This window comes from Aeromonas sp. PS2Canimalfood6, assembly GCF_048276795.1.
Classification (GTDB): Bacteria; Pseudomonadota; Gammaproteobacteria; order Enterobacterales; family Aeromonadaceae; genus Aeromonas; species Aeromonas caviae.
In genome coordinates, this window is sequence record NZ_JBLUXC010000036.1 from 19,876 (window position 1) to 44,069 (window position 24,194).

At 59.9% G+C, this 24,194-nt stretch carries 23 protein-coding genes, 2 tRNA genes and 1 other annotated feature; of the genes, 15 read left to right on the plus strand and 10 right to left on the minus strand.

Annotated elements, in window-relative coordinates; translation table 11 throughout:
* The first annotated feature begins 40 nt into the window (after positions 1-40).
* The gene (locus ACNPAA_RS14360) at positions 41-1,162 is read left to right on the plus strand and encodes a beta-ketoacyl-ACP synthase III (RefSeq protein ID WP_279955971.1); all 1,122 of its coding nucleotides are present in this window, start codon (positions 41-43) and stop codon (positions 1,160-1,162) included.
* 70 nt (positions 1,163-1,232) lie between these two features.
* Here the strand turns inward: ACNPAA_RS14360 and tsaA are convergent, their stop codons facing one another.
* The gene (gene tsaA / locus ACNPAA_RS14365) at positions 1,233-1,937 is read right to left on the minus strand and encodes a tRNA (N6-threonylcarbamoyladenosine(37)-N6)-methyltransferase TrmO (RefSeq protein ID WP_102948742.1); all 705 of its coding nucleotides are present in this window, start codon (positions 1,935-1,937) and stop codon (positions 1,233-1,235) included.
* A gap of 305 nt (positions 1,938-2,242) precedes the next feature.
* On the opposite strand from tsaA, the gene ACNPAA_RS14370 reads away from it, so the two are divergent.
* Entirely contained in the window at positions 2,243-3,238 is a 996-nt protein-coding gene (locus ACNPAA_RS14370) for an NAD-dependent epimerase/dehydratase family protein (RefSeq protein WP_223918419.1), read from the plus strand.
* A gap of 70 nt (positions 3,239-3,308) precedes the next feature.
* Here ACNPAA_RS14370 and ACNPAA_RS14375 read toward each other — a convergent pair whose 3' ends face one another.
* From ACNPAA_RS14375 to cydD, 4 genes are all read right to left on the minus strand, one after another.
* Positions 3,309-3,695: a DUF488 domain-containing protein gene (locus ACNPAA_RS14375; protein ID WP_039039351.1), complete on the minus strand. Its 387-nt coding sequence runs from the start codon at positions 3,693-3,695 to the stop codon at positions 3,309-3,311.
* Positions 3,696-3,703: 8 nt separating this feature from the next.
* Positions 3,704-4,075: an Rcs stress response system protein RcsF gene (gene rcsF / locus ACNPAA_RS14380; protein WP_010673578.1), complete on the minus strand. Its 372-nt coding sequence runs from the start codon at positions 4,073-4,075 to the stop codon at positions 3,704-3,706.
* Positions 4,076-4,182: 107 nt separating this feature from the next.
* Positions 4,183-5,928: a heme ABC transporter ATP-binding protein/permease CydC gene (cydC, locus tag ACNPAA_RS14385; protein ID WP_417891836.1), complete on the minus strand. Its 1,746-nt coding sequence runs from the start codon at positions 5,926-5,928 to the stop codon at positions 4,183-4,185.
* Positions 5,921-7,696, minus strand: a complete 1,776-nt coding sequence (gene cydD, locus ACNPAA_RS14390) for a heme ABC transporter permease/ATP-binding protein CydD (RefSeq protein ID WP_042864200.1) — start codon at positions 7,694-7,696, stop codon at positions 5,921-5,923. The genes cydC and cydD overlap by 8 nt, the downstream gene beginning before the upstream one ends.
* 201 nt (positions 7,697-7,897) lie before the next feature.
* Here cydD and ACNPAA_RS14395 point away from each other — a divergent pair.
* Together ACNPAA_RS14395 and ACNPAA_RS14400 are read left to right on the plus strand one after the other, a co-directional pair.
* Positions 7,898-7,971 (plus strand) — tRNA-Gly (locus ACNPAA_RS14395).
* Between the two features lie 94 nt (positions 7,972-8,065).
* Positions 8,066-8,140, plus strand: a tRNA-Gly gene (locus ACNPAA_RS14400).
* 147 nt (positions 8,141-8,287) lie between these two features.
* On the opposite strand, the gene arcA is transcribed toward ACNPAA_RS14400, so the two are convergent.
* Positions 8,288-9,007: a two-component system response regulator ArcA gene (gene arcA, locus ACNPAA_RS14405; protein ID WP_010673581.1), complete on the minus strand. Its 720-nt coding sequence runs from the start codon at positions 9,005-9,007 to the stop codon at positions 8,288-8,290.
* 385 nt (positions 9,008-9,392) lie between these two features.
* On the opposite strand from arcA, the gene ACNPAA_RS14410 reads away from it, so the two are divergent.
* Entirely contained in the window at positions 9,393-9,791 is a 399-nt protein-coding gene (locus tag ACNPAA_RS14410) for a DUF3293 domain-containing protein (RefSeq protein WP_198497379.1), read from the plus strand.
* A 107-nt stretch (positions 9,792-9,898) separates the two neighbouring features.
* Positions 9,899-10,378 carry a putative 4-hydroxy-4-methyl-2-oxoglutarate aldolase gene (locus ACNPAA_RS14415; RefSeq protein ID WP_198497378.1) on the plus strand — a complete coding sequence of 160 codons (480 nt, stop codon included), beginning with the start codon at positions 9,899-9,901 and terminating at the stop codon, positions 10,376-10,378.
* A 3-nt stretch (positions 10,379-10,381) separates the two neighbouring features.
* Here the strand turns inward: ACNPAA_RS14415 and ACNPAA_RS14420 are convergent, their stop codons facing one another.
* Positions 10,382-10,858 carry a hypothetical protein gene (locus ACNPAA_RS14420; RefSeq protein WP_052814842.1) on the minus strand — a complete coding sequence of 159 codons (477 nt, stop codon included), beginning with the start codon at positions 10,856-10,858 and terminating at the stop codon, positions 10,382-10,384.
* A gap of 166 nt (positions 10,859-11,024) precedes the next feature.
* Here ACNPAA_RS14420 and ACNPAA_RS14425 point away from each other — a divergent pair, with 166 nt between their 5' ends.
* Positions 11,025-11,414 carry an META domain-containing protein gene (locus ACNPAA_RS14425; protein WP_039039356.1) on the plus strand — a complete coding sequence of 130 codons (390 nt, stop codon included), beginning with the start codon at positions 11,025-11,027 and terminating at the stop codon, positions 11,412-11,414.
* 102 nt (positions 11,415-11,516) lie between these two features.
* Here the strand turns inward: ACNPAA_RS14425 and aceK are convergent, their stop codons facing one another.
* Positions 11,517-13,244, minus strand: coding sequence for a bifunctional isocitrate dehydrogenase kinase/phosphatase (gene aceK / locus ACNPAA_RS14430; protein WP_201871341.1), 1,728 nt, complete (start codon positions 13,242-13,244; stop codon positions 11,517-11,519).
* Positions 13,245-13,439: 195 nt separating this feature from the next.
* Between aceK and ACNPAA_RS14435 the strand changes: the two genes are divergently transcribed.
* The 8 genes from ACNPAA_RS14435 to ACNPAA_RS14470 all read left to right on the plus strand — a co-directional run bounded on the left by ACNPAA_RS14435 (position 13,440) and on the right by ACNPAA_RS14470 (position 22,160).
* Positions 13,440-14,147 (plus strand): tRNA/rRNA methyltransferase, encoded by a 708-nt coding sequence (locus ACNPAA_RS14435; RefSeq protein WP_417891837.1) that lies wholly within the window; start codon positions 13,440-13,442, stop codon positions 14,145-14,147.
* A gap of 72 nt (positions 14,148-14,219) precedes the next feature.
* Positions 14,220-14,350: a sequence feature (Thr leader region), on the plus strand.
* Positions 14,351-14,407: 57 nt separating this feature from the next.
* A complete protein-coding gene (thrA, locus tag ACNPAA_RS14440; protein ID WP_041213288.1) occupies positions 14,408-16,867 on the plus strand; it encodes a bifunctional aspartate kinase/homoserine dehydrogenase I in 2,460 nt (819 codons plus the stop codon).
* Positions 16,868-16,880: 13 nt separating this feature from the next.
* Positions 16,881-17,861, plus strand: coding sequence for a homoserine kinase (gene thrB / locus ACNPAA_RS14445; RefSeq protein WP_010673589.1), 981 nt, complete (start codon positions 16,881-16,883; stop codon positions 17,859-17,861).
* Positions 17,858-19,132, plus strand: a complete 1,275-nt coding sequence (thrC, locus tag ACNPAA_RS14450; RefSeq protein ID WP_039039359.1) for a threonine synthase — start codon at positions 17,858-17,860, stop codon at positions 19,130-19,132. The genes thrB and thrC overlap by 4 nt, the downstream gene beginning before the upstream one ends.
* Positions 19,133-19,256: 124 nt before the next feature.
* Positions 19,257-19,679, plus strand: a complete 423-nt coding sequence (locus ACNPAA_RS14455; RefSeq protein ID WP_201871352.1) for a YybH family protein — start codon at positions 19,257-19,259, stop codon at positions 19,677-19,679.
* A gap of 496 nt (positions 19,680-20,175) precedes the next feature.
* Complete coding sequence (locus ACNPAA_RS14460; protein WP_109422507.1) at positions 20,176-20,442, plus strand: hypothetical protein; 267 nt, start codon at positions 20,176-20,178, stop codon at positions 20,440-20,442.
* Between the two features lie 146 nt (positions 20,443-20,588).
* Positions 20,589-21,539, plus strand: coding sequence for a transposase (locus ACNPAA_RS14465; protein WP_109422508.1), 951 nt, complete (start codon positions 20,589-20,591; stop codon positions 21,537-21,539).
* 126 nt (positions 21,540-21,665) lie between these two features.
* The gene (locus tag ACNPAA_RS14470; protein WP_270835465.1) at positions 21,666-22,160 is read left to right on the plus strand and encodes a hypothetical protein; all 495 of its coding nucleotides are present in this window, start codon (positions 21,666-21,668) and stop codon (positions 22,158-22,160) included.
* Positions 22,161-22,304: 144 nt separating this feature from the next.
* On the opposite strand, the gene ACNPAA_RS14475 is transcribed toward ACNPAA_RS14470, so the two are convergent.
* Positions 22,305-23,525, minus strand: a complete 1,221-nt coding sequence (locus tag ACNPAA_RS14475; RefSeq protein WP_069785450.1) for an MFS transporter — start codon at positions 23,523-23,525, stop codon at positions 22,305-22,307.
* Positions 23,513-23,731, minus strand: a complete 219-nt coding sequence (locus ACNPAA_RS14480; RefSeq protein ID WP_201873217.1) for a TylF/MycF/NovP-related O-methyltransferase — start codon at positions 23,729-23,731, stop codon at positions 23,513-23,515. The genes ACNPAA_RS14475 and ACNPAA_RS14480 overlap by 13 nt, the downstream gene beginning before the upstream one ends.
* Positions 23,732-24,194 lie beyond the last annotated feature (463 nt).

The following is a 24,194-nucleotide window of genomic DNA, read 5'->3' on the forward strand; positions in this document are numbered from 1 at the left end:
AAAACAGACAAGCCGGGATTGCACCCGGCCAGGAGCAAAGATGACCTCTATCGTAATCAGTGGCTCAGGCCTCTATACCCCTCCCTTTGCCGTCAGCAATGAAGCGCTGGTGGCGGCCTTCAACCAGTACGTGGATCTCTACAACGAGGAGAACGCCTCCGCCATCGATGCAGGGCAGCTGCCTGCCAAGCAGCACTCGAGCTGCGAGTTCATCGAGAAGGCCTCCGGCATCAAGAGCCGCTATCTGGTGAGCAGCGGGGGGGTGCTGGATCCCGACATCATGCAACCGCTCATGGCGGAGCGCCCGGACGATCAGCCCTCCATCATGGTGGAGATGGCGGTGGCGGCCGCCGAGCAGGCGCTGATCGCCGCCGGTCGTGAACCGGGGGAGATCGATCTTGTCATCGTCGCCGCCTCCAACATGCCGCGCCCCTACCCGGCGCTGGCCATCGAATTGCAGCACTATCTCGGCGCCAGCGGCCTGGCGTTCGACATGAACGTGGCCTGCTCTTCCGCCACCTTCGGGATCAAGACCGCCGCAGACATGCTGGCGGCAGGCACCGCCCGGCTGGCGCTGGTGGTCAATCCGGAGATCTGCTCGGGTCACCTCAACTTCCGCGATCGGGACAGTCACTTCATCTTCGGCGACGCCTGTACCGCCGTGCTGCTGGAGCGGGAGGCCGATTGCCAGGTGGCCAACCCCTGGCAACTGGTGGCCAGCAAGCTGGTGACCCAGTACTCCAACAACATCCGCAACAACTTCGGCTTCCTGAACCGGCTCAGCCCGCGCACCCGCTACGGCGACGACAAGCTGTTCCGCCAGCAGGGGCGCAAGGTGTTCAAGGAGGTGCTGCCCCTGGTGTGCGATCAGATAGCCTCCCAGCTGGCGGAGCAGGGATGGGCGGCCGATGGCTTGAGCCGGCTCTGGCTCCATCAGGCCAACCTCACCATGAACCAGTTCATCGGTCGCAAGTTGCTGGGCCACGACGCCAGCCAGCAGGAGGCGCCTGTCATCCTCGACCGCTACGGCAACACCAGCTCGGCGGGTTCCATCATCGCCTTCCACCTCTTCAACCAGGATCTGCCGAGCGGGGCTCGCGGGGTGCTCTGTTCCTTTGGCGCCGGTTACTCCATCGGCAGCCTGCTGCTGCAGCGGCGCTGAGCACCCTGTTTTGCCCATAAAAAAGCCACCCGGGAGGGTGGCTTTTTTCATGCTGCCAGAGAGGCTTTTTTCAAGCGGGTTCGATGGTCAGCACCTGACATTGCGGTTCTTTTATCTGAAATCGCACGTTCACATCGAACAATCTGACACCGTACACCTTGTCATCCGGCTTGCCCTTCTTGTAAGCAGGGCGGGGATCCTGGGCCAGCACCTCCCTCACCAGTTCACGCAGCTCCGGGTGGGCCTTGAGCCAGGGGGCGAGCTGCTGCTCGGCCTGGGCGCTGAAGCTCACCGCCAGCAGCGGGGTGGGGGCATCGGGGGCGAAACCGCCACGGGCGTGGGGCAGGCTGTCGGCATAGGGGACATAGGGCTTGATGTCGACAACGGGGGTGCCGTCGAGCAAGTCCACGGCGCCCAGCTCGAGCCAGAGCTTGCCGCGCTCACGTCCCACCCCGTGCAGCTCGACCACGGAGAGGCCAAGGGGGTTGGGACGGAAGGTGGAGCGGGTGGCAAAGACCCCGACCCGCTCATTGCCGCCGAGGCGCGGCGGGCGCACCGTCGGGTGCCAGCCCTGATCCATGGTCTGGTGAAACACGAAGCTGATCCAGAGATGGGAGAATTGCTCGATGCCACGCAGCACATCGGGCTGATCATAGGGAGGAAGCAGTTCGAGGAGGGCGCGAGCCGCGCTGACCAGGCCGGGCTGGCGGGGTATGGCGAACTTCTCCTTGTAGGGAGAGCGGATGATCCCTAGGGTATCGATATCGAACTTCATGGCGGATCCTGGCTGAAAACCCGGGCAATGTAGCACAGGCACGCCGAAAACGCAGGGGGAGCACCAGGACGCGGCCCCTGTGATCCCGATCTCAGACCCGGTGCCAGGGGGCTGTGTCCTGGTGCCAACTTGCGTAGGGTGGGGCGGCAAAAGGGGTGGCGGGGGAGCGGACAAGGAATCTGCTGCCCGCACCATGACGATATGCCTGGCGGCATCAGGGCGTGTGCTCACCATGCCAGGCCATGGCCGTTTCGGCTGCCCGTGGAGGGGCTGCAAGGAGAGGGCGCCATAGAGGAGAGACAGGGATGAAATTGTTGATTATCGGCGGCACCGGCTTTCTGGGTCGCCACCTGACCACGCTGGCCCTGGATTGGGGGCACGAGGTGACGCTGTTCAATCGCGGCCACCGCCAGCACCCGGATTGGCGGGAGCTGACCCAGCTTCACGGGGACAGAGACGGGGACCTGGCCCCCTTGCGGGGCGAAGGGCGGCACTGGGATCTGGTCATCGACACCTGCTGCTATCGCCCCGAACAGGCCGAAGGGCTCTCTGACGCCCTGCTGGGGCGCTGTGATCGGCTCATTTTCATCTCCACCATCAGTGTCTATCGCGATTTTTCCCAACCCGGCATGGATGAGTCGGCCCCCTTGCACGAGATGGCAGGAGCGCCCACCGACTACGGCCCCCTCAAGGTGCTGTGCGAGTCGGTGTATCGCGCCCGCTGGGGAGATCGCCTGTGCACCCTGCGCCCCGGCGTGCTCTGCGGCCCCTTTGATCCGACCGCTCGTCTTGCCTGGTGGGTGAGGCGGGTGCAGCGGGGCGGGCACTGGCTCTTGCCGGGGCTGGGGGAGGACAGGCTGCAATACCTGGATGTGCGCGACTGCGCCGAGTTCGTGCTGCGGGCTGCCGAGCAGCGACTCGCTGGGTGCTTCAACCTGATCAAGCCCGGCATCGCACTGAACGACTGGGTGGAGCGCCTCGCTGCCCGGCTGACGCCAGCGACCCCCTTGCAGCTCGAGTGGGCTCCCTGGCGTGACCTGATGGCGGCAGGGGTGGCGCCCTGGCAAAGCTATCCCACGCTGCTGCCAAACGAGCTGCCCGAGTATGCTGGGTATGGCACCATCAGCGCCGAGGCCGCCATCGTTCATGGGCTGAACTTTCGCCCCCTGGAGGAGACGGTTGACGATCTGGTGGGATGGCTTGCCAGCAACCCCCGGGGGCCGCTGCCGGGCATGACCCATGACGAGGAACAGGCCTTGCGACGACGAGTGGAGGTTTCCTTGTCATCGAATGCGCATTAGCCGACATCATAAAGAAGAGGGCACCCCAGGGTGCCCTCTTCTCATGTGGGGTGTTCATCCATGACGGGGCTCAGCGCAGCAATGCCCCCGCGTCGGCCAGCAGGGTCCTCAGCACACTGCGATGGCAGCGGGACTCCTGTTCGCAGTAGCACCCCACCGAGAAATGGGTAGTGTGGGAGAGGGCGGCCAGCAGGGCCAGATCGTGCTTCGCGGCCGGGGCGGCCATCTCGGCCTTGTACTGCTTGCAGAAGGCGGTCCACCGGGCCGGGGTGTCGGCAGTCTGACCGAGTTTCATGGTCTCGGCGCTGGGGGCCAGATTGGGGAACCAGACGTCGTACCAATCCTGGCTGGCGAACGCCGCTTTGGGCACGCCGCGAGGGGGGCGACGCACGGTACCGATGCGAAGCCCCTCATCCTCGAGGCGGGGGCTGCCGAGTCGCACGATGGCGATCGCCATGGCAGGACTTACTTCTCTTCGGCCACTTTCAGCGCCTGACCGTAGCAGATCACCTGTTTCAGGCAGCCGGGCACGTCGCTGAACTCGGCACACTTGTCGAAGCTGACGCCGTTGCCCCCCATGTCCGCCACGCGGCGGCGGGCCAGGGTGCGGGCTTCACCGGCATTGGGCACCGCCTGATTGGCATCGCTCTGGCAGGATTCCCCCTCGACAGTGCCGAGATAGAGGTAGTTGAGGTCGGCGAGCTCGCTCTGCTCGTAGATCCGCACGCTCCCCGGCTTGAAGTACTCGTCGAAGTTTTCCTTGTCCAGATTGCTGTTGAAGGCGAAGTCGGCGCAACCGGAGGCAATCAGGGGCATCATCAGGATCAGGCGTTTCATATCGGCATCTTGTTGGGTGGCGAGTGGGCCATTATAGGGGGCAGTCGCCGATGGCGACCAGCCCCATTTTTAGCCATATCAATGGATTGTAGCGAGACGATCCCGGATCAGGCGGGGGCCAGCCGCCGGTGCAGGCTGCGGTAGTGATCATCTTCCAGCAGCTCCTGGTGGGGGGCACACAGACGGATGCGACCCTCTTCCATCAGGGCTACCCTGTCCATCCGTTCCAGCCCCAGCAGGCGGTGGGAGATGAGCAGCAGGGTGCGATCCGCCCCCAGGGTCAGCAGCAGATCCATGATCTCCCGTTCGGTCTGGGTGTCGAGCCCTTCGGTGGGCTCGTCCAGCAGCCAGAGCGGTGCATCGTGGAGCAGGGCGCGGGCGATGCCGATGCGGCGGCGCTCCCCGCCGGAGAGCGGACGCCCGCCGTCCCCGAGCCAGGCATCCAGTCCCTGTTCGGCCTGCTTACCCTCATCGCGCAGCAGAGTCCCGAGCCCCACCTGCGTGAGCACCTCGATGAGCCGTTCGTCGCTGGCTCCGGGGGCGGCCAGGGTGAGGTTGCCACGCAGGGTATCGGCAAACAGGTGGACCCGCTGGCTCACCACGGAGCAGGAGGCGCGCAGCGCCTCTTCGCTGTAATCGGTGAGGGGCTTGCCATCGAGCAGGATCTCCCCCGATAGGGCCGTCCATTCCCGGGTCAGCAACCCCATCAGGGTGGACTTGCCACAGCCGGTCTGCCCCAGCAGCGCCAGCTTCTCCCCGGCATGCAGTTGCAGGGTGCACCCTTGCAGCACGGGAGCATCCTGGCCTGGATAGGTGAAATGCAGGTCGCTTATCTGCACGGCACCCCGGGCAGCGGGGGCTTGCTGTGCTCCCCACTCCGGCGCCTTGGCCTCTTGCAGGATCTCGTTGAGACGGCGGGCGGAGGTGAGGCTGGTGGAGAGGTGCTGGAAGGCACCGGCCAGCGGCAGCAGCGCCTCGAAGCTCGCCAGGGTAGCGAACACCATGAGTGCCGTGATGGGGTCAGGGGCACTGCCACCGACGCCGTGACCGGCCAGCCAGAGCATCAGGGTCAGAGTCCAGCCGCTCAGCAACTGCACCGAGAAGGCGGCCAGGCCGCTGACGCGGGCCATGCGGGCCTGGGCCCGGATCAGGGCCTGCTCCGCCTGCTGCAATCCGGTGAGCGCCTCGGGAGCGGCGGCGAACATCTGCAGTTCGGCTTGGCCGTCCAGATAGTCCACCATGCGGGTACGCAGGTTGGACTTCTCGGCGATGAGCTGGCGGCCCGGCGCGCGCCCGGCAAAATAGAAGACCAGGGGCAAGGCCAGCATGCCAAAGAGCAGAATGGCTCCCAGCGTCAGCGCCAGGCGACCATCGAAGAAGGAGAGGAAGAAGACCAGCCCGGCGCAGCTCAGCAGCGCCGCCCCAATGGGGGTAATGAGGCGCAGATAGACGTGATCCATGGCATCGATGTCGGTCACCAGACGGTTGAGCAGGTCAGCCTGGCGAAAACCGGCAAGGGAGCCGGGGGAGAGAGGGGAGAGCTTTTGCCAGAACCAGACCCGCAGCCGGGTCAGCACCCGGAAGGTGGCGTCGTGGCTCACGACCCGCTCGCCCCAGCGACTGGCGGTGCGCACGATGGAGAAGAAACGCACGCCCCCCGCAGGGGTCATGTAGTTGAAGGTGTCTCGGGTGGCGACCGCCAGCCCGGCGACGGCGGCGGCGGAGAGGAACCAGCCGGAGAGGGAGAGCAGGCCCATGCCGGCCACCAGGGTGACCAGGGCCAGCAGCAGGCCGATGGAGAGGCTGAGCCAGTGCTGGCGATAAAGGCGCAGGAACGGCAATAGATCAGTCATCGAGAGAGTCTCCGAAACCTTGGGATTGCGACAGGAGGCGGGCGAAGGGGCCCTGGGCCTCGCCGAGTGCGGCAAAACGTCCCTGCTCCACCAGCTTGCCGTGCGCCAGCACCAGGATGTTGTCCATCTGGCTGAGCTGATCGAGGCGGTGGGTGATCATCAGCAGGGTCTGACCTTGTGCGGCCTGTTCGAGGGCGCTCATGACGGCCCGCTCAGAATGGCGATCCAGGCTGGCAGTGGGTTCATCCAGCACCATCATCTGGGTCGTCTTGAGCAGGGTGCGGGCAAGGGCGATGCGCTGGGCCTGGCCGACGGAGAGGCCGCCCGCCTGATCCCCGACCCGATAGTCCAGCCCTTTCTCATTGACGAACTCCCAGGCCTGGGCGCGCTTGAGCGCGGCTTCCAGCTCGGCGTCGCTGGCGGATGGTCTGGCCAGCAGCAGGTTGTCCCGCAGGGAGCTGTGGAAGAGTTGGGGATTCTGGGAGAGCCAGCCTAGCTGCTGGCGCCACTGGCTGATGTCCAGGGTACGAAGCTCCACTCCGTTGACGCACAGGGAACCGCGATAGGGGGCAAAACCGAGCAGGGCATTGACCAGGGAGCTCTTGCCCGCGCCGCTGATGCCGACCAGGGCGGTGCGCGTGCCGGCTTCCAGCGTGAAATCGAGGGGACCGACCAGCACCTTGCCCTCGGCGCTCAGCACTTCCAGGCTGCGGGCTTCTACCTTGACGGGGCCATCCGCATGGAAAGGGAGCGTCCCGGAGGCGGGTTCGCTCACATCGGCCTCGAGAAATTCCAGCAGTTGTTCGGCTGCGCCAATGGCCTGTGCCTTGGCGTGATAGTGGGCACCGAGTTCCCGCAGCGGCGCGTAGAACTCGGGGGCGAGGAAGAGCACGAACAGGCCGGTAAAGAGGGTGACCTTGACGCCATAGCTGCCAAAGTTGAGGTGATCGATGTAGGAGAAACCGAAGTAGACGGCCACCAGGGCCACCGCGATGGCGGCGAAGAACTCCAGCACGGCCGTGCTCAGGAAGGCGAGGCGCAGCACCTCCATGGTGCGCTCGCGAAAATCTTCCGATGCATCGCGGATGGCCTCCCCTTCCGCCCGGGTACGCATGAAAAGCTGCAGGGTGCGCAGTCCCTTCAGGCGATCGAGGAAGTGGCCTGAGAGGCGCGCCAGCGACTGGAAGTTGCGGCGGTTGGCATCGGCGGCACCCACCCCCACCAGGATCATGAAGAGAGGAATGAGGGGGGCCGTGCCGAGCAGAATGAGGCCCGCCGCCCAGTTGACCGGGAACACGGAGACCAGGATCACCAGGGGAATAAAGACGGCGATGGCCATCTGGGGCAGATAGCGGGAGAAGAAGTCCTGCATCTCTTCGATCTGCTCGAGCAGCAGGCTGGCCCAGCTACCGGCGGGACGACGCTGGATATAAGCAGGGCCGAGCCTGGCGAGGCGGGTGAGCACCAGCTCGCGGATGGCCTGGCGAACCGCACTGCCCGCCTTGAAACTCGCCACCTCGCGGCCATAGGCCAGGGCCGCCTTGGTCAGGGTCACCAGCAACAGACTGATGAAGAGGGGGGCGGAGTGCTCCGGCGTGGAGCCTTCGATGATGAAACCGTGCAGCAGGGTCGCCAGCAACCAGGCCTGCATCACCATCAGGACGCCCTGACCCAGCCCGAAGGCGATGGAGATGCCGATCCAGCGCCGACCATGGCCCGATTGTTTGCGCAACCAGCCATAGAGATGTTTCTGTCTGTTCTTGTCCATTACCACCCTCCTCAAACGAGTGGCGCAAGACTATCGTCGCCCCCACGGCTTGGCAACCTTGCAGAACCGGGCGGAGGAACATCATTGTGTGAAAAATCGGCTTCATGCTCATTAGTTGGCCGAACAGCTTGATTTATGGCAAAAAATGCGAGGTCGGTGATTGCGCTCGGCGGCAAAATGCATATAGTAGAGGCCACTGACGCGGGTGTAGTTCAATGGTAGAACGGTAGCTTCCCAAGCTGCATACGTGGGTTCGATTCCCATCACCCGCTCCACATTCCAGATAGCGGCACGCGCCGTTGTCCATATCAGCCAGATGGCTGTCTGTCGTGGGGATTCCCCATCACACCAAGCACGTTTTGATGCCTAGCGGGCATCGTATAATGGCTATTACCTCAGCCTTCCAAGCTGATGATGCGGGTTCGATTCCCGCTGCCCGCTCCAGTCTTCACACAAAAAGCCCACTCCTGCGAGTGGGCTTTTTGTTGTCTGTTTTTTGATGCCGGCGAGAGTGCCAGAGCGGCCAAGCTGAAAGGCGCAGACATGGAAAAGGCGCCACAGGGCGCCTCTTCAACTCGGGAGTGGGGAGGATTACTCCTGCTCCAACTCGCCGCAGAAGCGATAGCCTTCGCCATGGATGGTGGCGATGATCTCCGGGGTGTCGCCCACGCTCTCGAAGTGCTTGCGAATACGGCGGATGGTCACGTCCACGGTGCGGTCGTGGGGCTTGAGTTCGCGGCCCGTCATCTTCTTGAGCAGCTCGGCACGGGTCTGGATCTGGCCCGGGTTCTCGCAGAAATGCAGCATGGCGCGGAACTCGGAGCGGGGCAGCTTGAACATGTCGCCAGCCGGGCTGACCAGGGCGCGGCTGTTGATGTCCAGGGCCCAGCCATTGAACAGATAACGTTCCACCAGCTTCTTCTCTTCGCCACCGGCGGCCACGTTCATGGTGCGGCTCAGCAGGTTGCGGGCACGGATGGTCAGTTCACGGGGATTGAACGGCTTGGTGATGTAGTCATCTGCACCGATCTCCAGCCCCAGGATCTTGTCCACTTCGTTGTCGCGACCGGTCAGGAACATCAGGGCGATGTTGTCATCTTCACGCAACTCGCGCGCCAGCAGCAGGCCGTTCTTGCCTGGCAGGTTGATGTCCATGATCACCAGGTTGATGGTGTGGCTGGTCAGGGCCTGGTGCATCTCGTCACCGTTGTTGGCTTCCAGCACGATGTAGCCTTCGGCTTCGAAGATGCTCTTGAGGGTGTTGCGGGTGACCAGCTCGTCTTCGACGATCAGAATATGTGGTGTTTGCATGAGTATTCCCAGATTCTTATCAGTTAATTATCGAAATTTTAACACTCTTTGGCGTTATCCGACCGGTCCTGAAAATTTATTACGTCATCCTGGGTATGAATATCAGGTCGAATCATCGCGAATTTGGTAACTATGTCGGCAAGCATCCCTGTGCCGTACATGGGCTCTCAACAAGTCTGAACAAGAGAAGCCCGGAGAGGTAGTCCATTACAAAAGTTGCTGCATTTTATCAGTTAACAGGCGCATAACAACACTCTTTGCCGTCAGATAGCAACTTTTTAACTCAGCTTTGATATAAGTCAATCCCCGAGTTCGCTGCATCATACTTGGGCTGACCCGCTTTTTCGCCCTTAATAAATGTAATGGGATGTAACATGTGGTTGACATGACTTTGTGGGAAAACTACAGAAAAGTGTGCTTCATCGCCCCCTTTGCGCCTCCCAGCTGCCCAGCCTATGCCATTGTCACGGCCTGGAACCCGGCCAGCCGGTGGGTGGGGCTGCGCCGCAATGCCCGTCGCCAGCGAGCCCTTGTCCGGCAAGTGGGCGACTGTCCCGTCATGGGAGAGGTCTGGGGGAGCGATGAGGATGGGCGCTGGCAGGAGGCGTCGTTGTTGTTGCCGCTTTCGCTGCCAGAAGCGATCCGGCTGGCCGCCCGATTTGGCCAGAATGCCCTCTATTGGGTGCGTGAAGGAGAGCTCTGGCTGGTGCCCGTGTTGCTGGAAGGGCCGCCCTGTCATCTGGGGGCGCTTGCGTCCCGCTGGCGGTTCAGGCCTTTGGGCTGACATGACCCCCCGCCATCCGGACAGGGCACCCGGCCGGTGGATTGTCAGCGCCCCGACATGATGAAAGAATGAGCGGACACATTTCACTCCATGGAAGGATGATGATCATGCTGGACCTGCTGCCCGACCTTTGCGATGAACATGGCGATGCCCTTAGGATCGCTGATCCCCTGTTTCAGGACTATGGCGGCAAGGCGCTGTTTTACGGCGAGGCCGTGACCCTCTCCTGCTTTGAAGACAACAGCCTGGTGCGTGAGCTGGTCAACCGTCCCGGCCATGGCAAGGTGATGGTGATCGACGGGGGCGGCTCCCTGCGTCGGGCGCTGCTCGGGGATCAGCTGGCCATCAAGGCGGTGGAGCAGGGGTGGGAGGGGATCCTCATCAACGGGGCCGTGCGGGATGTGGGGACGCTGGCGACCCTGGCGCTGGGGGTCAAGGCCCTGGCCCCCTGCCCGGTCAAGACAGAGAAACGGGGTCTGGGCACGCTGGATGCCGTGGTCTCTTTTGCCGGTGTGACCATAGCGCCCGGCGACTATGTCTACGCCGACCTCAACGGTGTGCTGGTGAGCGGCGCCAGGCTCCTCTGAACCTCAGAAGTTGAAGCCCACTCCCAGAGTGAGAAAGTGTTCCGTGTTGAAGGCACTGAGTCCGTAATTGGCGGTGATGGCCAGGGAAGGGGTCACCAGCAGGCTGCTGTTGAGCTCAACCAGGGTGCTGGCCTTGCTCACCTCCAGTTGCTTGAGCTGGCTGCCGATGTTGAGTGACGGGGAGAGGCGATAGCGCACCCCAGAGCTGATATTGAACCCGGCCTGCCCACTTTGGGGGCCGATGGCGGGGCCCGCCTCCATGTAGAGGCTGATGTCATCCTGAAGCGGGTATTGATAGCCGGTATTGATGAGCCAGAGGTCGAAGTTGTCGCCCAGGTGGCTCTGGTTGCCGAGCAATACGCCGGAATAGCTTTTGATGTAGAGCGGGTTGTCCGATTCGATCTGGAGAAAACTCCAGTCGGCGGCCTGAGCCGAAAAGACGAGGCTGGATGCCATTGCGATGACGAGAGACTTGACCATTCGTTTCCCCTCCCTGGGTCCGAACAGGACTACAAGCATGGCACATGCCAGCGGGGAGTAAAGGGAACCCCGATCACAATAAAAGAGTTTTGATTGACGCCGCAGTCATGGTACACAGGCCCCTCACTCCGTGTCGTTACGACACGTTCCATCACGAGGTGAACTGATGAACAACAAACTGATCCTGCTGGCCGCTCTGGCCCTGGGAGGCTGCGCCATGACTACGGGCTCTACGCTGGCACAATTGCAGGCATCGACCTGGCAACTGCAAGGGGCGAGCGGTGATACCTTCACCCTGCAGGTCGCCGGTGACAAGGTGGCGGGCAAGGGCGGCTGCAACCGCTACTTTGGCGGCATCACAGAGCAGGGTGACGGCGTGTTGACGCTGGGCGCCATGGGTTCGACGCGCATGATGTGTGCGGGGGATCTGGCCGGTAAGGAGATGAACTACCTGCAGACCCTGGAGAAGGTGGCGAGCTTCCAGATCAGCGGCAAACAGCTGGTACTCAAGGATGCCGACAAGGCCACCTTGCTGACCTTTGACGCCGTGAAATAAGCCGGGATCTCGTCAAAGGCTGTCGCAGGCGACCCCTGCGCCAGCGTGCATAAGAATGTGATAAGGGACACCATGGCGTCCCTTTTTGTGCCTGATGCCGGGTCATCCCCCTCGCTGGAAGCGAAACCGCTTCTTGCGCCGGTAGGGATAGACATCCTCGAACATCCCCTCCTTGATGTTGCTCTGCAGCATCTTCCAGTAGTTGGCATCGAACAAGTCCTTGTGCACCTGCATCATGATCTCCCGCACCTGGGGCTTTTGCAGCAGGAAGGTGGCGAACTCCTCGGGGAAGATGTCGTTGGGGGCCACCGAGTACCAGGGTTCGGCGCTCCACTCGTCCTCCGGGTAGCGGGGCGGCGGGATCTGGCGGAAGTTGCATTCCGTCATGTAGCAGATCTCGTCGTAGTCGTAGAAGACCACCCGACCGTGGCGAGTCACCCCGAAGTTCTTGAACAGCATGTCGCCGGGGAAGATGTTGGCCGCCGCGAGCTGGCGGATGGCGTTGCCGTACTCCTCCAGGGCGAGGCGGGTCTGCTGTTCGTCCGCCTGATCCAGATAGAGGTTCAGGGGGATCATCTTGCGCTCGGTGTAGAGGTGTTTGATCACCAGCTTGTCGGCGGTGAGGGTAAGCGCAGAGGGCGCCACCGCCTTGAGCTCGGCCAACAGCTCCGGCGAGATGCGATCGAGGGGAAACTCGAAGTTGGTGAACTCCTGGGTATCTGCCATGCGGCCCACTCTATCGTGCTGTTTTACCAGCCGGTATTTCTCCTTCACCTGCTCGTGGCTCACCTCCTTGGGCGGGGTGAACTCGTCTTTTATCACCTTGAACACCACATCGTAGGAGGGGAGGGTGAACACGCTCATCACCATCCCCTTGATGCCGGGCGCAATGACGAACTGCTCCCGGCTCTGGGCCAGGTGCTGCTGGTAGTGACGATAGAGCTCGGTCTTGCCGTGTTTCTGGCAGCCGATGGCGTTGTAGATTTCATAGTCCGGTTTGCGGGGCATGATCTGGCGAAGGAAGGCCACAAAGAGCGCCGGTACCGGGGCATAGACCATGAAGTAGGCGCGGGCGAAGCCGAACACGATGGAGGCCAGCTCCGGCTCGAAGATGACGGTGTCCACATAGATGCTCTGACCGGTGCTGAGCAGGGGCAGGATGAAGGGATAGACTTCTCCCTTCACCCGGATGAGCCCTACCAGATAGGCTCCCTTGTTGCGATAGAACACCTCCCTGAGCAGTTCGATGGCGAAGGGCTCCTCGTGCAGGATGGCCGGGCCGCTCTCTGCCAGATGGCGGTGGATGTCCATGATGTCCCGCTGCTTGTCTTCGAAAGGGAGGGTGAAGCTGTAATCCCCGAGCAGCTGGCTCAGGGTCTGGGGCAGGTGGGAGAGATCGGTGCGATAGATACGCAGCAAGGATCCCAGGTCAGGCTTGTCGCCCCGGCTCACGAAGGGGTGGATATAAAGGTTCTCGTCGCGGATGTTGCGATGGCGGAAGATGCGGCGATAGACGGAATTGAAGAAGGACTCCGCCACCTCGAAGTTCTCGCAGCGGGGCAGGAGATCGCTGAAGGCGCCTTTCACCTGCTTGAGCAAGGCCTGGGTCGGCAGCTGCTCCCCCATCATCTGTTTGATCTGCGCCGTGGTGGCGCCGACATGGTGATCATAGAGGCGGATGCGCTCTCGACCGGCGAGCTGCACCCCCAGCCAGTCGCTGTTCTCGAAACGACTCTTGCTGCCCTGGGTTATCTCGAGAAAGCGGCTGTAAAACGACTCAAAACGTTGCAGGATCGTCTCGGCGACCGCCTGCTCCAATGGCTGCTGCATCTCTCTCTTCCTTGTGATCTGTCGGGCCCATGGCGTCAGTGCCCTGAGGCGGCGGACTCGCGTCCAAGGCCACTATGGCAACATCCAAACATCTGTTCAAGTGGCAATATTTCGGGATAAACGGTAGATTGCGCCCCTGTTTTGCCGACGGTTCGCCGCAGTTCGCGGCGTCGGCCTCATCCTGGAGAGAACCCGATGAAACTCTATTTTGTGCTGGTGTCGCCAGCCCGTGCCGCCAACGTGGGGGCTGCTGCTCGCGCCATGAAAACCATGGGCTTCGACGCCATGCGACTGGTGGGGAGCCGGGTGCACGAAGAGGAGGAGGCGAACTGGGTTGCCCACGGGGCGCAGGAGATCCTGACGGATGCGCAAGCCTTCGACACCCTGGAAGAGGCCCTGGCGGACATGGATTTGGTGGTCGCCACCACCGCCCGGCAGCGCGGCCGCTACCAGCACTACCTCACCCCGGCGGACATTCGCGACCAGGTCCGGGCCAAGCCCTCCCTCGAGAAGGTGGCCATCGTGTTTGGCTGCGAGGAGTCGGGACTCTCCAACGAACAGCTCGCCCAGGTGGATCTCATCAGCTACCTGCCTCTCAAGGTCTCATACCCGTCCCTGAACCTGGGTCAGGCGATCATGCTGTATGCCTATGAGCTGAGTCCGCTGCTCGATGACCAGAAAGTGAGCGACGAGCAGGACGTAGCAGAAAATTTCGAGAGTGCCGGGCAGGTTCGCGTGCTGAAATCAAAAACAGCAGAATTGCTTGGTGAACTCGGAGTTTCGCAGGATGAAAAACTACATCAATGGGTGATGGACCGAGTGCCCATGCTGCCGCAGCGGGATCTCAATATGCTCCATCTGCTCTGCAAAGACCTTGCCCGCAAGTTTGGCAAGGAGGTTTAGGTTGACAGCCCCTCGCCGGGCGCGGTATTGCTAACAACCAGATTCGTTCAAGAGTGTTCGTCATGCAGCTATTCACCAACATCATCACCACCACCATTATTACCGGTACCACCACAGGTGGCACTGGGGCCGGTTGATGCGCTGACGAACAAGCACAGAAATCAGAAAAAGGCCCGTACCCACCCAGTACGGGCCTTTTTTGTTGGATTGTTTTTAGACCTATTAGCAGATCAATTTGCAGGGAATACAGGGAGATAGCGATGAGAGTGTTGAAATTTGGCGGGTCGTCACTGGCCGACGCAGAGCGTTTCTTGCGGGTTGCCGATATCGCGGTGAATACCCACGGCCAATCCCAGGTGGCCCTGGTGCTGTCGGCACCGGCCAAGGTGACCAATCACTTGGTCGCCCTGGTGGAACAGACCAGTCGCGGCATGGATGCAAGCAGTACCCTGTTCGAGATCAACGGTATCTTCTCCCGCCTGCTGGCCGGCTTGAAGGCCGCCTATCCCGCGCTGGATGACAAGGCGCTGCAGGCTCGTCTCACCGCCGAGCTGGATCAGGTCGAGCGGCTGATGCAGGGTATCCGTCTGCTGGGGCTGTGCCCGGACAACGTCCAGGCCCGCATCCTGAGCCGTGGCGAGAACCTCTCCATCGCCTTCATGCACGAGCTCTTGCGGGTGCGCGGCCTCGAGCTGGATCTCATCGTGCCCGAGCAGTTGCTGGTCACCGATGGCGGCTACCTCGAAGCCCACGTGGACATCGAAGCCTCCCGGGTGCGCTTCGCCGCCAAGGGCCTGCGCTCTGATTGTCTCTACCTGATGCCGGGCTTCACCGGTGGCAGCGACAAGGGCGAGACCGTGCTGCTGGGCCGCAACGGCTCCGACTATTCCGCCGCCGTCTTGGCCGCCTGCGTCGATGCCGAGTGCTGCGAGATCTGGACCGACGTGGAGGGCTGCTACAACTGCGACCCGCGCCTGGTACCGGATGCCTATCTGCTCAAAACCCTCTCCTATAAAGAGGCGATGGAACTCTCCTACTTCGGTGCCAAGGTGCTGCACCCGAAGACCATCGCCCCCGTGGCCCAGTTCCACATACCCTGCCTCATCAAGAACAGCTTCAACCCTCAGGGTCCGGGTACCCTCATCGGGGTCGATCAGGGGGATGACGATCTGAAGGTGAAGGCCATCTCGGATCTCTCCGGCATGTGCATGTTCAACGTCTCCGGTCCCGGCATGAAGGGCATGGTGGGCATGGCCGGTCGCATCTTCTCCGCCGTCTCCCGCGCCGGGGTCAGCATTGTGCTGATCACCCAGTCGTCCTCCGAGTACAGCGTCAGCTTCTGTATCCACAGCTACGACAGCGACAAGACCCGCAAGGTGCTGGAGCGCGAGTTCGAGCTGGAGTTCAAGAACCAGTTGCTGGACCCGCTCGAGATCATGACCGATCTGGCCATCATTTCCCTCATCGGTGACGGCATGCGCACCTCCAAGGGAATGGCGGCGCGCTTCTTCACCTCCCTGGCCCAGGCCTCCATCAACATCGTCGCCATCGCGCAAGGGTCGAGCGAGCGCTCCATCTCCGCGGTCGTGCGCTCCGGCAAGGTGGCGGAAGCCATCAAGGCATGCCATCAGAACTTCTTTGGCAGCCAGCAGTTCATCGATCTCTTCGTGGTCGGGGTGGGCGGCGTCGGTGCGGCCCTGGTGGATCAGATTGCCCGCCAGCAGCCGGTACTGGCCGAGCAGGGCACCGGCCTGCGAGTAGTGGGCATCGCCAACAGCCGCCAGATGGCGGTCAACAAGGATGGTCTGGCCCTCGCCAACTGGCGTGAACAGCTGGTGGAAGCACAAGGGAGTTTCAGCCTGGAGGCGGTGAAGAAGCTGGTGGAAGAGAGCCACCTCATCAACCCGGTGATCGTCGACTGCACCTCGAGCGAAGCCGTGGCCGTCCAGTACGCCGATTTCCTGGGGGCAGGCTTCCACGTGGTCACCCCGAACAAGAAGGCCAACACCGGGTCGCTGGATTACTACAAGGCGCTGCGTCGCACCGCCCGGCAGACCCGTCGCAAGTTCCTGTACGAGACCAACGTGGGCGCGGGCCTGCCGGTCATCGAGAACCTGCAAAACCTCATCAAGGCCGGCGACAAGCTGCGCGCCTTCGACGGCATCCTGTCCGGGTCGCTCTCCTTCATCTTCGGCAAGCTGGACGAGGGGATGGCCTTCTCCGACGCCACCAAGATTGCCCGCGGCAACGGCTTCACCGAGCCGGATCCCCGCGACGATCTCAACGGCATGGACGTGGCTCGCAAGCTCCTGATCCTGGCCCGCGAGGCCGGCATGGCGCTGGAGCTCTCCGATGTGGAGGTGGAGCAGGCACTGCCGCCGGGCTTTGACGTGAGCGGCGACGTGGAAGCCTTCATGGCCCGCCTGCCCGAGGCCGACGGCTGGTTCCGCGACCAGTTCGCGGCGGCCCAGCGTGAAGGCAAGGTGCTGCGTTACGTCGGCTCCATCGAGGGTGGCAAGTGCAAGGTGGCCATCAAGGCGGTGGGTGGCGATGAGCCCCTGTTCAAGGTAAAAGACGGGGAGAACGCGCTTGCCTTCTTCTCCACCTATTACCAGCCCATCCCCCTGGTACTGCGCGGCTATGGCGCAGGGACCGAAGTGACCGCCGCCGGTGTCTTCGCCGATGTGCTGCGCACCCAGAACTGGAAGCAGGAGCTGTAACATGAGTTCAGAGATGAACCCGAATGTAGAAATCGGCGGCAGCGTGGTGGCCTATGCCCCGGCCTCGAGCGCCAACCTGAGCGTGGGCTTTGACGTCCTGGGGGCGGCGCTCGCCCCCGTGGATGGCTCCCTGCTGGGGGACCGCGTCCAGGTCAAATCGGCAGAGGTGCCTTTCGCTCTCTCTTCCGTGGGCCGTTACGCCCACAAGTTGCCGGACGACCCGAAAAAGAACATCCTCCACGACTGCTGGGTCGCCTATGGCGAGGCGCTTGAGAAGCGCGGCCTGGGTCTCAAGCCGCTGGAAATGGTGCTGGAGAAGAACCTGCCGGTGGGCTCGGGCCTGGGATCGAGTGCCTGCAGCGTCGTGGCGGCGCTGGAAGGGCTCAACGCCTTCCACGGTGCGCCCCTGAATGAACACGACCTGCTGCTGCTGATGGGGGAGATGGAAGGGAAGATCTCCGGCTCCGTCCATTACGACAACGTGGCGCCCTGTTATCTGGGCGGCATGCAGCTGGTGCTGGAGGAGGGGGGCGTCATCAGCCAGGGCATCCCGGTGTTTGACGAGTGGTACTGGGTGGTCTGCTACCCGGGCACCGTGGTCTCCACCGCCGCTGCCCGCGCCATCCTGCCGGCCCAGTATCGCCGCCAGGACTGCCTCACCTATGGCCGCCGGCTGGCCGCCTTCGTGCATGCCAGCTACAGCCGCCAGGAAGGGCTGGCCGCCAGCGTCCTGAAAGACGTCATCGCCGAGCCTTATCGCGCGGCCCTGATTGAAGGCTTCAACGAGGTGCGGGCCCAGGGGGCCCAGAACGGGGCGCTGGCCACCGGCATCTCGGGGTCCGGTCCCACCGTGTTCGTGGTGATGAAGGATCTGGCCCAGGCCGAACGCATGAAAGAGTGGATGGAAGCGCACTTTGTGCGCAATGAAGATGGATTTGCCCGGGTCTGCAAACTGGACATGGCCGGGGCACGGGTAACAGGAAGCGAGCTATGAATCTTTACAACATCAAGGACAAGAGTGAACAGGTGAGCTTCGCCCAGGCGGTGCGTCAGGGTCTGGGCCGCGAGCAGGGGCTGTTCTTCCCAGAGACCCTGGAGCCGCTGGCCGACGTGGATGCCCTGCTGGATCTGCCGCTGGCCGAGCGCTCGGCCCGCATCCTGAGCCACCTGCTGGGTGACGAAGTACCGGCTGCCAAGGTGAGCGAGCTTATCGACGCCGCTTTCACCTTCCCGGCGCCCCTGGTGAAGCTCAAAGATGGCACCTATGCCCTCGAGTTGTTCCACGGCCCGACCCTGGCGTTCAAGGATTTCGGCGGCCGCTTCATGGCCCAGTGTCTGGCTGCGTTCAGAACCAATGACAAGATCACCATCCTCACCGCCACCTCCGGCGACACCGGTGCCGCCGTGGCCCACGCCTTCTACGGCCTGGAGGGGATTGAAGTGGTGATCCTCTACCCCAAGGGCAAGATAAGCCCCTTGCAGGAGGCGCTTTTCTGCACCTTAGGCGGCAACATCCGCACCCTCGCCATCGACGGTGACTTCGATGCCTGCCAGGCGCTGGTCAAGGATGCCTTCGACGATGAAGGGCTCAAGACCGCCATCGGCCTCAACTCCGCCAACTCCATCAACATCAGCCGCCTGCTGGCCCAGGTCTGCTACTACTTCGAAGCCGTGGCCCAGTTGCCGAAAGCCCAACGGGCCAAGGCGGTCATCAGCGTGCCGTCCGGCAACTTCGGCAACCTCACCGCGGGTCTCATCGCCAAGGCGCTGGGGCTGCCGGTGAAGCGCTTTATCGCCGCCACCAACGCCAACGACACCGTGCCACGCTACCTGAAAACCGGCCAGTGGGAACCGCACCAGACAGTCGCGACCCTGTCGAACGCCATGGACGTGAGCCGCCCCAACAACTGGCCGCGGGTGGAAGAGCTGTGCCGTCGCAAGGGCTGGGCGCTGGAAACCTTGGGCTCAGGGATGCGTGATGATGCCCAGACCCGGGATGCGTTGCAGCGCCTGCATCAGCTGGATTACCTGTGCGAGCCCCACGGGGCGATTGCCTGGGATCTGCTGAACGAACAGCTTGGGCAAGACGAGGTTGGGGTGTTCCTGTGCACCGCCCATCCGGCCAAGTTCAAGGAGTCGGTAGACGAGATCCTGAATCTGGATGTGCCGCTGCCGGGCCCGCTCGCCAAGCATGCCGCGCTGCCGCTCCTGTCCCACGATCTGCCCGCTGACTTTGGCCGCCTCAAGGCCTTCCTGCTCGGTTAAGCCGTCATGAGACGCTGACGATCCCCCGCTTTTTCACGAAAGCGGGGGATTTTTTTATGTCCGGTATTGATGTCCGGTATAGGGCGGGGAACCCGCCCTATACCCCTGAAACAAGGAGCACGGCATGAGCCCGCATCCCCTTCGCACCCTGATCGAGACCTGTGACGCCGCCATCTCCCGGCGTGACTTCGACGCCCTGATGACCTTCTACGCCGAAGACGCCGCCCTGGTGGTCAAACCCGGCATGGTGGTGCGTGGCATTCCCGCCATCCGCCGCGCCTTCACGGCCATCTCCGATTACTTTGACGGTCAGCTTGAGGTGACTCAGGGCGCCATGGAGGTGATCGAGGGGGCCGACAATGCCCTGGTGATCATGGAGACCCGGCTGCGCTACCCGGTCGGGGAGGGGTGGATCGATGAAACCCGGCGCGCTACCTATGTGTTTCGCAAGGAGGCCGATGGGCAGTGGCGCTGCACGGTGGACAACTCCTACGGCACCACGCTGCTGGGGGCGCAGCAGCCCGGCGATCGGCCTGCAACCGACTAGCGCAGTCACACTGGCTCGACGTAGCCAGAGTGCGTGTATAGCGTGCGTAATCAAGGCTCACCATCAAGGCCGTGCTGTCAGATCGGTTAGTCAGATTGAGTAGCCAGATTGAGTAGCAAGAGCCAAGCCATCCAGGCCGGGGAGCCCGAGCCGCACGCAGGGCACCGCTCTGCCTGGGAGGGGGCATCACAGCGCAGCCCACGGCGCAACTCCCCGTTTTGGTTGTGCCTCACAACCTGCTGGCAGAAAGTGCGCCGACAGTGATTGCTGCGACGTTTTTGCACATTTGATTTGTACTCTCGTTGTTATGCTCGCCCCTGGCAGCACAACCCTGTCTGTGGGTCATTTCCGGCCCTCCGTGGCCCGTTGACCCGGTCTGCCGTGGCTGCTAATCAGGGGACTGCTTGACACCCTTCATGGACGAGCAGAGCCGCAGATGCCTCGACGGCGCGGCTTATCGACAACAACAACACCACAGTGCAGGGAGCAAACCATCATGTGGCCGTACCGAAAAATAGTGACCCAGTCCCTCAAAACCCCCCTGATGATCGCCAGGATCATGTTTTACCTGGCCCTGTTATTGGTCTTCCCCCTGCCAATGATGATGCTATCGGACTCTCCGGCGACAGAGATCGGGCGTTTCTCTTACATCCTGGTGACGTTTCCCATCGCCATTGGGCTGATGCTGATATCGAGCCTGATGGCCATCCTCATTGCCATGGTGGAGTCGCGCAACCAGCCGCCACCCCTGGGGCGGTGGTAAGAAGGTCCCTGCCTTTCAAGCCATCCAATGAAAACCATCCCAAGCGGGATGGTTTTTTAATCGGGATTTTTAATCGGGACACCCACCTTTTTGACAGCGGCGTAGCGCTATTCTTGACTTGAAAGGTCGCCGTCGAGGGATGCGCCATGACCATTGCCCGTTCACGTCAAATCAGTCTGCAGGATACGCCTTACTACCATGTGGTCAGTCGCTGTGTGCGGCGGGCGTTTCTGTGCGGGGAAGATGCCCACTCCGGCCAGAGTTACGAGCATCGGCGCCAGTGGGTAGTGGACAAGTTGGGCCAATTGTCGCGACTGTTTGCCATCGGTGTGTGTGCCTATGCGGTGATGAGCAATCACTATCACCTGGTGCTCAAGGTCGAGCCGGATACCGCTGCCAATTGGAGCGAGCGAGAGGTGGCCGAGCGTTGGGCGGCGCTGTTCCAGTGGCCGCTGCTGGTACGACGCTGGTATCAGGGGGAATCCCTGATTGAGCCTGAATTCGCTGTGGTGCAACAACTGATAGGACAGTGGCGGGAGCGCCTGCATTCCATCAGCTGGTTTGTGCGGTTGCTCAACGAAACCCTGGCTCGGCAGGCGAATCGGGAAGACGGCTGCAAGGGCCATTTCTGGGAAGGGCGCTTCAAGAGCCAGGCCCTGCTCACCGAGTCAGCCCTGCTGGCCTGCATGACGTACGTTGACCTCAACCCGATACGAGCGGGATTGGCCGATCGGCCTGAGCAGAGCGATTACACCAGCCTCAAGCAGCGTCTCGATGGCGAGCAGCCCGCAGCTCCATTGCCACCCTTGTTGCTGCCGTTTGCCAACCAGCGTACATCGAATGGTCTGCCTTATGCCTTTACCGATTATCTGATGCTGGTGGACTGGACAGGTCGTGCCATCAGAGTGGACAAGCGTGGCCATATTCCGTCCCACCTTGCCCCCATCCTGGCGCGGTTGGGGCTGGATGAGATTCGCTGGCTGAAGCAGGTGACGCTGTTTCGGCGCCAGGGCATCAGAGTAGTGGGTGACAAAGAACACTGTCAGCAGTTTGCCCGGCACTGTGGTCAGCGACGATGCCATCAGCCACCTTGTTAATCCGATAGATCCCGTTTTACTCCCTTGGCATTTGTTTGGTGTCAGGCATTGCCATGTCTGAACACGCGACCCCACCGGGTAAATGTCGCTGGTGTACAAGATATTTATCGGGTTCCAGGAAGATCAGTGTGTGATGAGAGATATAGCCAGCCAGATAATGGCTGGCTCAAAAAGGTGGGTGTCCTAGATTTTCTACCTAAGCTGCCTGCTAATGTTGATCGGCTGATTAAAGACGCTGCAATGCCTAAGCTGCCTGCTAATGTTGAGCGGCTGATTAAAGACGCGGCAATGCCTAAGCTGCCTGCTAATGTTGAGCGGCTGATTAAAGACGCTGCAATGCCTAAGCTGCCTGCTAATGTTGAGCGGCTGATTAAAGACGCTGCAATGCCTAAGCTGCCTGCTAATGTTGAGCAGCTGATTAAAGATGCTGCAATGACTAAGTTGCCCGCGAATGTTGAGCGGCTGATTAAAGATGCTGCAATGCCTAAGTTGCCTGATCATGTTGAGCAAATTCTTAAAACTGTTGATGTACTTATTCCGCGTGAAATAAGGGAGTATCAAAAGACACTGAAGCAGTTTGAGGATGTAGTTAACAAGCCGCTCTCTGACTTGAGGAAATAAGGCTTCATGTAATAGAGTGTACAGATATAGTTATCACTTGACACCGGCTTCAAACCGGTGTCTTTTATGCTACTAGGTTAGTAATGATGTTTTTATAAGCCCACAGAAGATCGCTTCCTAGCAGCTCATATCACCTCTTAGCGCCTACTCTTGGCTCTTTGCATCCAACGTCTGTTTAACGCCTTTTCTTGCAGTCATCATATACACAGCAAATAACCCTGTGATACCAGTAACACCTGCCAGTACAAACAAAAAAGCTCCAGATGAATGGCTAAGTACAAATGCTCCTATGAATGGCGCTATAAGCATCGCGCTGTTCTGGATTGCTTGCAGCCGTCCAGCTGCAATCCCAAGGCTTGCTTGAAAATTTTCAGCCAGGTATACATTTGATGAGATCGCAAATCTAGAACTGAAAAGCCCTACAACAAAAAATACTATAGCCAATGATGCCAATTGCAATGTAAAAGGTTCATATAATATGGGGGCGATCAAAATAAACATACACATAGTAATAAAGGCAGGGAATAAGATCTCCTCAATTAGTCCTTTAAGAGAAGAAGACGTAGCATTACGAGCACTCCACAACCCATACAGAAAGTTTCCTATAGCAGATGAAGATACTAATACACCAAGGGCACTTTTATCTAACCCGTTATCTCTAAGTAAAATTGGGAGTTGATTGTTGACCATGAAAACGGCGATAAAAAATATTGCCATTACTATGGCATATGAATTCCAACTTTCATTACTCAATGTTGATGGCTTTGAGCTTGGTGAATTGTCCAGTCCATCTTTAACTGTTGTAGTCTTTATTGTCCAGAACACAATGCAGCCAGCAAGCGTTAATCCACCTGAAATCAACAATGCATATTCGTCACTCCCGAATGACGCGATTGCTCCACCAAGTGCAGGGCCAGTTATCTTTGCTGCACTATTCATCATATTTAGCAAGGAATAGTAGCGAGTTCTGTTTTCCGCTGGTACACAACGAGCACTGATAACTGATATAGCTGGTGTGGCTATGCTATTAAATAGAGATCTAATTACAGCTATTGCCACAAAGATATATAGGTTGCTTGCAGTTAATAGTGCAACAGTCAGCAACGCCCTTAGCACGAGACTCGTACGCAACCAATAAAGAACTTTACAGCCATTAACCAAATTACTAATAAATCCGGTAAATATGATACCTGGCAATAGCATACTTGCGCCGATAATTGCTATCTCCATGCTATCAACTTGAAATCGATACACACATATTGTCAGTATGGCTATATAGTCAATCCATCCCCCGAACACGACCAACCCATCACCCAGTAAAAGTAGCTTGAGACGGTTTGAAAATGAATGAGTTATTTTATCCAAAAGAATACTCCTGCAACTTCATCTGCAATTTGAAGTGGTTTTGAAATTCCATTTTTTTCTCTAAATTCATCAACCGCTAGCTTACATCCTGGTAGATTATAATCATCAATGATGATGAATCCACCATCGGATGGTTGATGAATACCAGGAGCGAAGGCTCCAAACGGCGATTTCAATTTAATGGCCGAGAAGTTAGATGTAAACACCTTCTAGCAGGAAGATGCACGAGTGTTGATTATTTGTAACAAGCGATAATCCGTAGGATGTTGAGTCGAGTAGTGATATTGACTGAGGAAAATGCATATTTGATATAGAAAATTCAAATTCTTTACCAACATTAAGGCAAAAATATTTTTTTGACCCTAAGTGATTACTTATCTGGGTAACAAAAATCAATTGACATCTATATGTGAAATGTGGGTTTCACTATAAATTAGATTAATAGACTTCTTTTACACGTCTTGCGATTACTCAGTGGTTTTAAATCTGGTAAATGAGCTTGGTTATAGTTGTTTTGAAATAAATCAAACATACAAGCTATGTTAGTATCATGTACAGAACCTTAAGCGGCAAGCGAATTAATAATACCGTCTAACGTGTTGTTTTGCTTGGATTTTCTCTGCCTACTCTTTTTGCCGTTTTTGGATAAATACACCATTGCCCACTCCA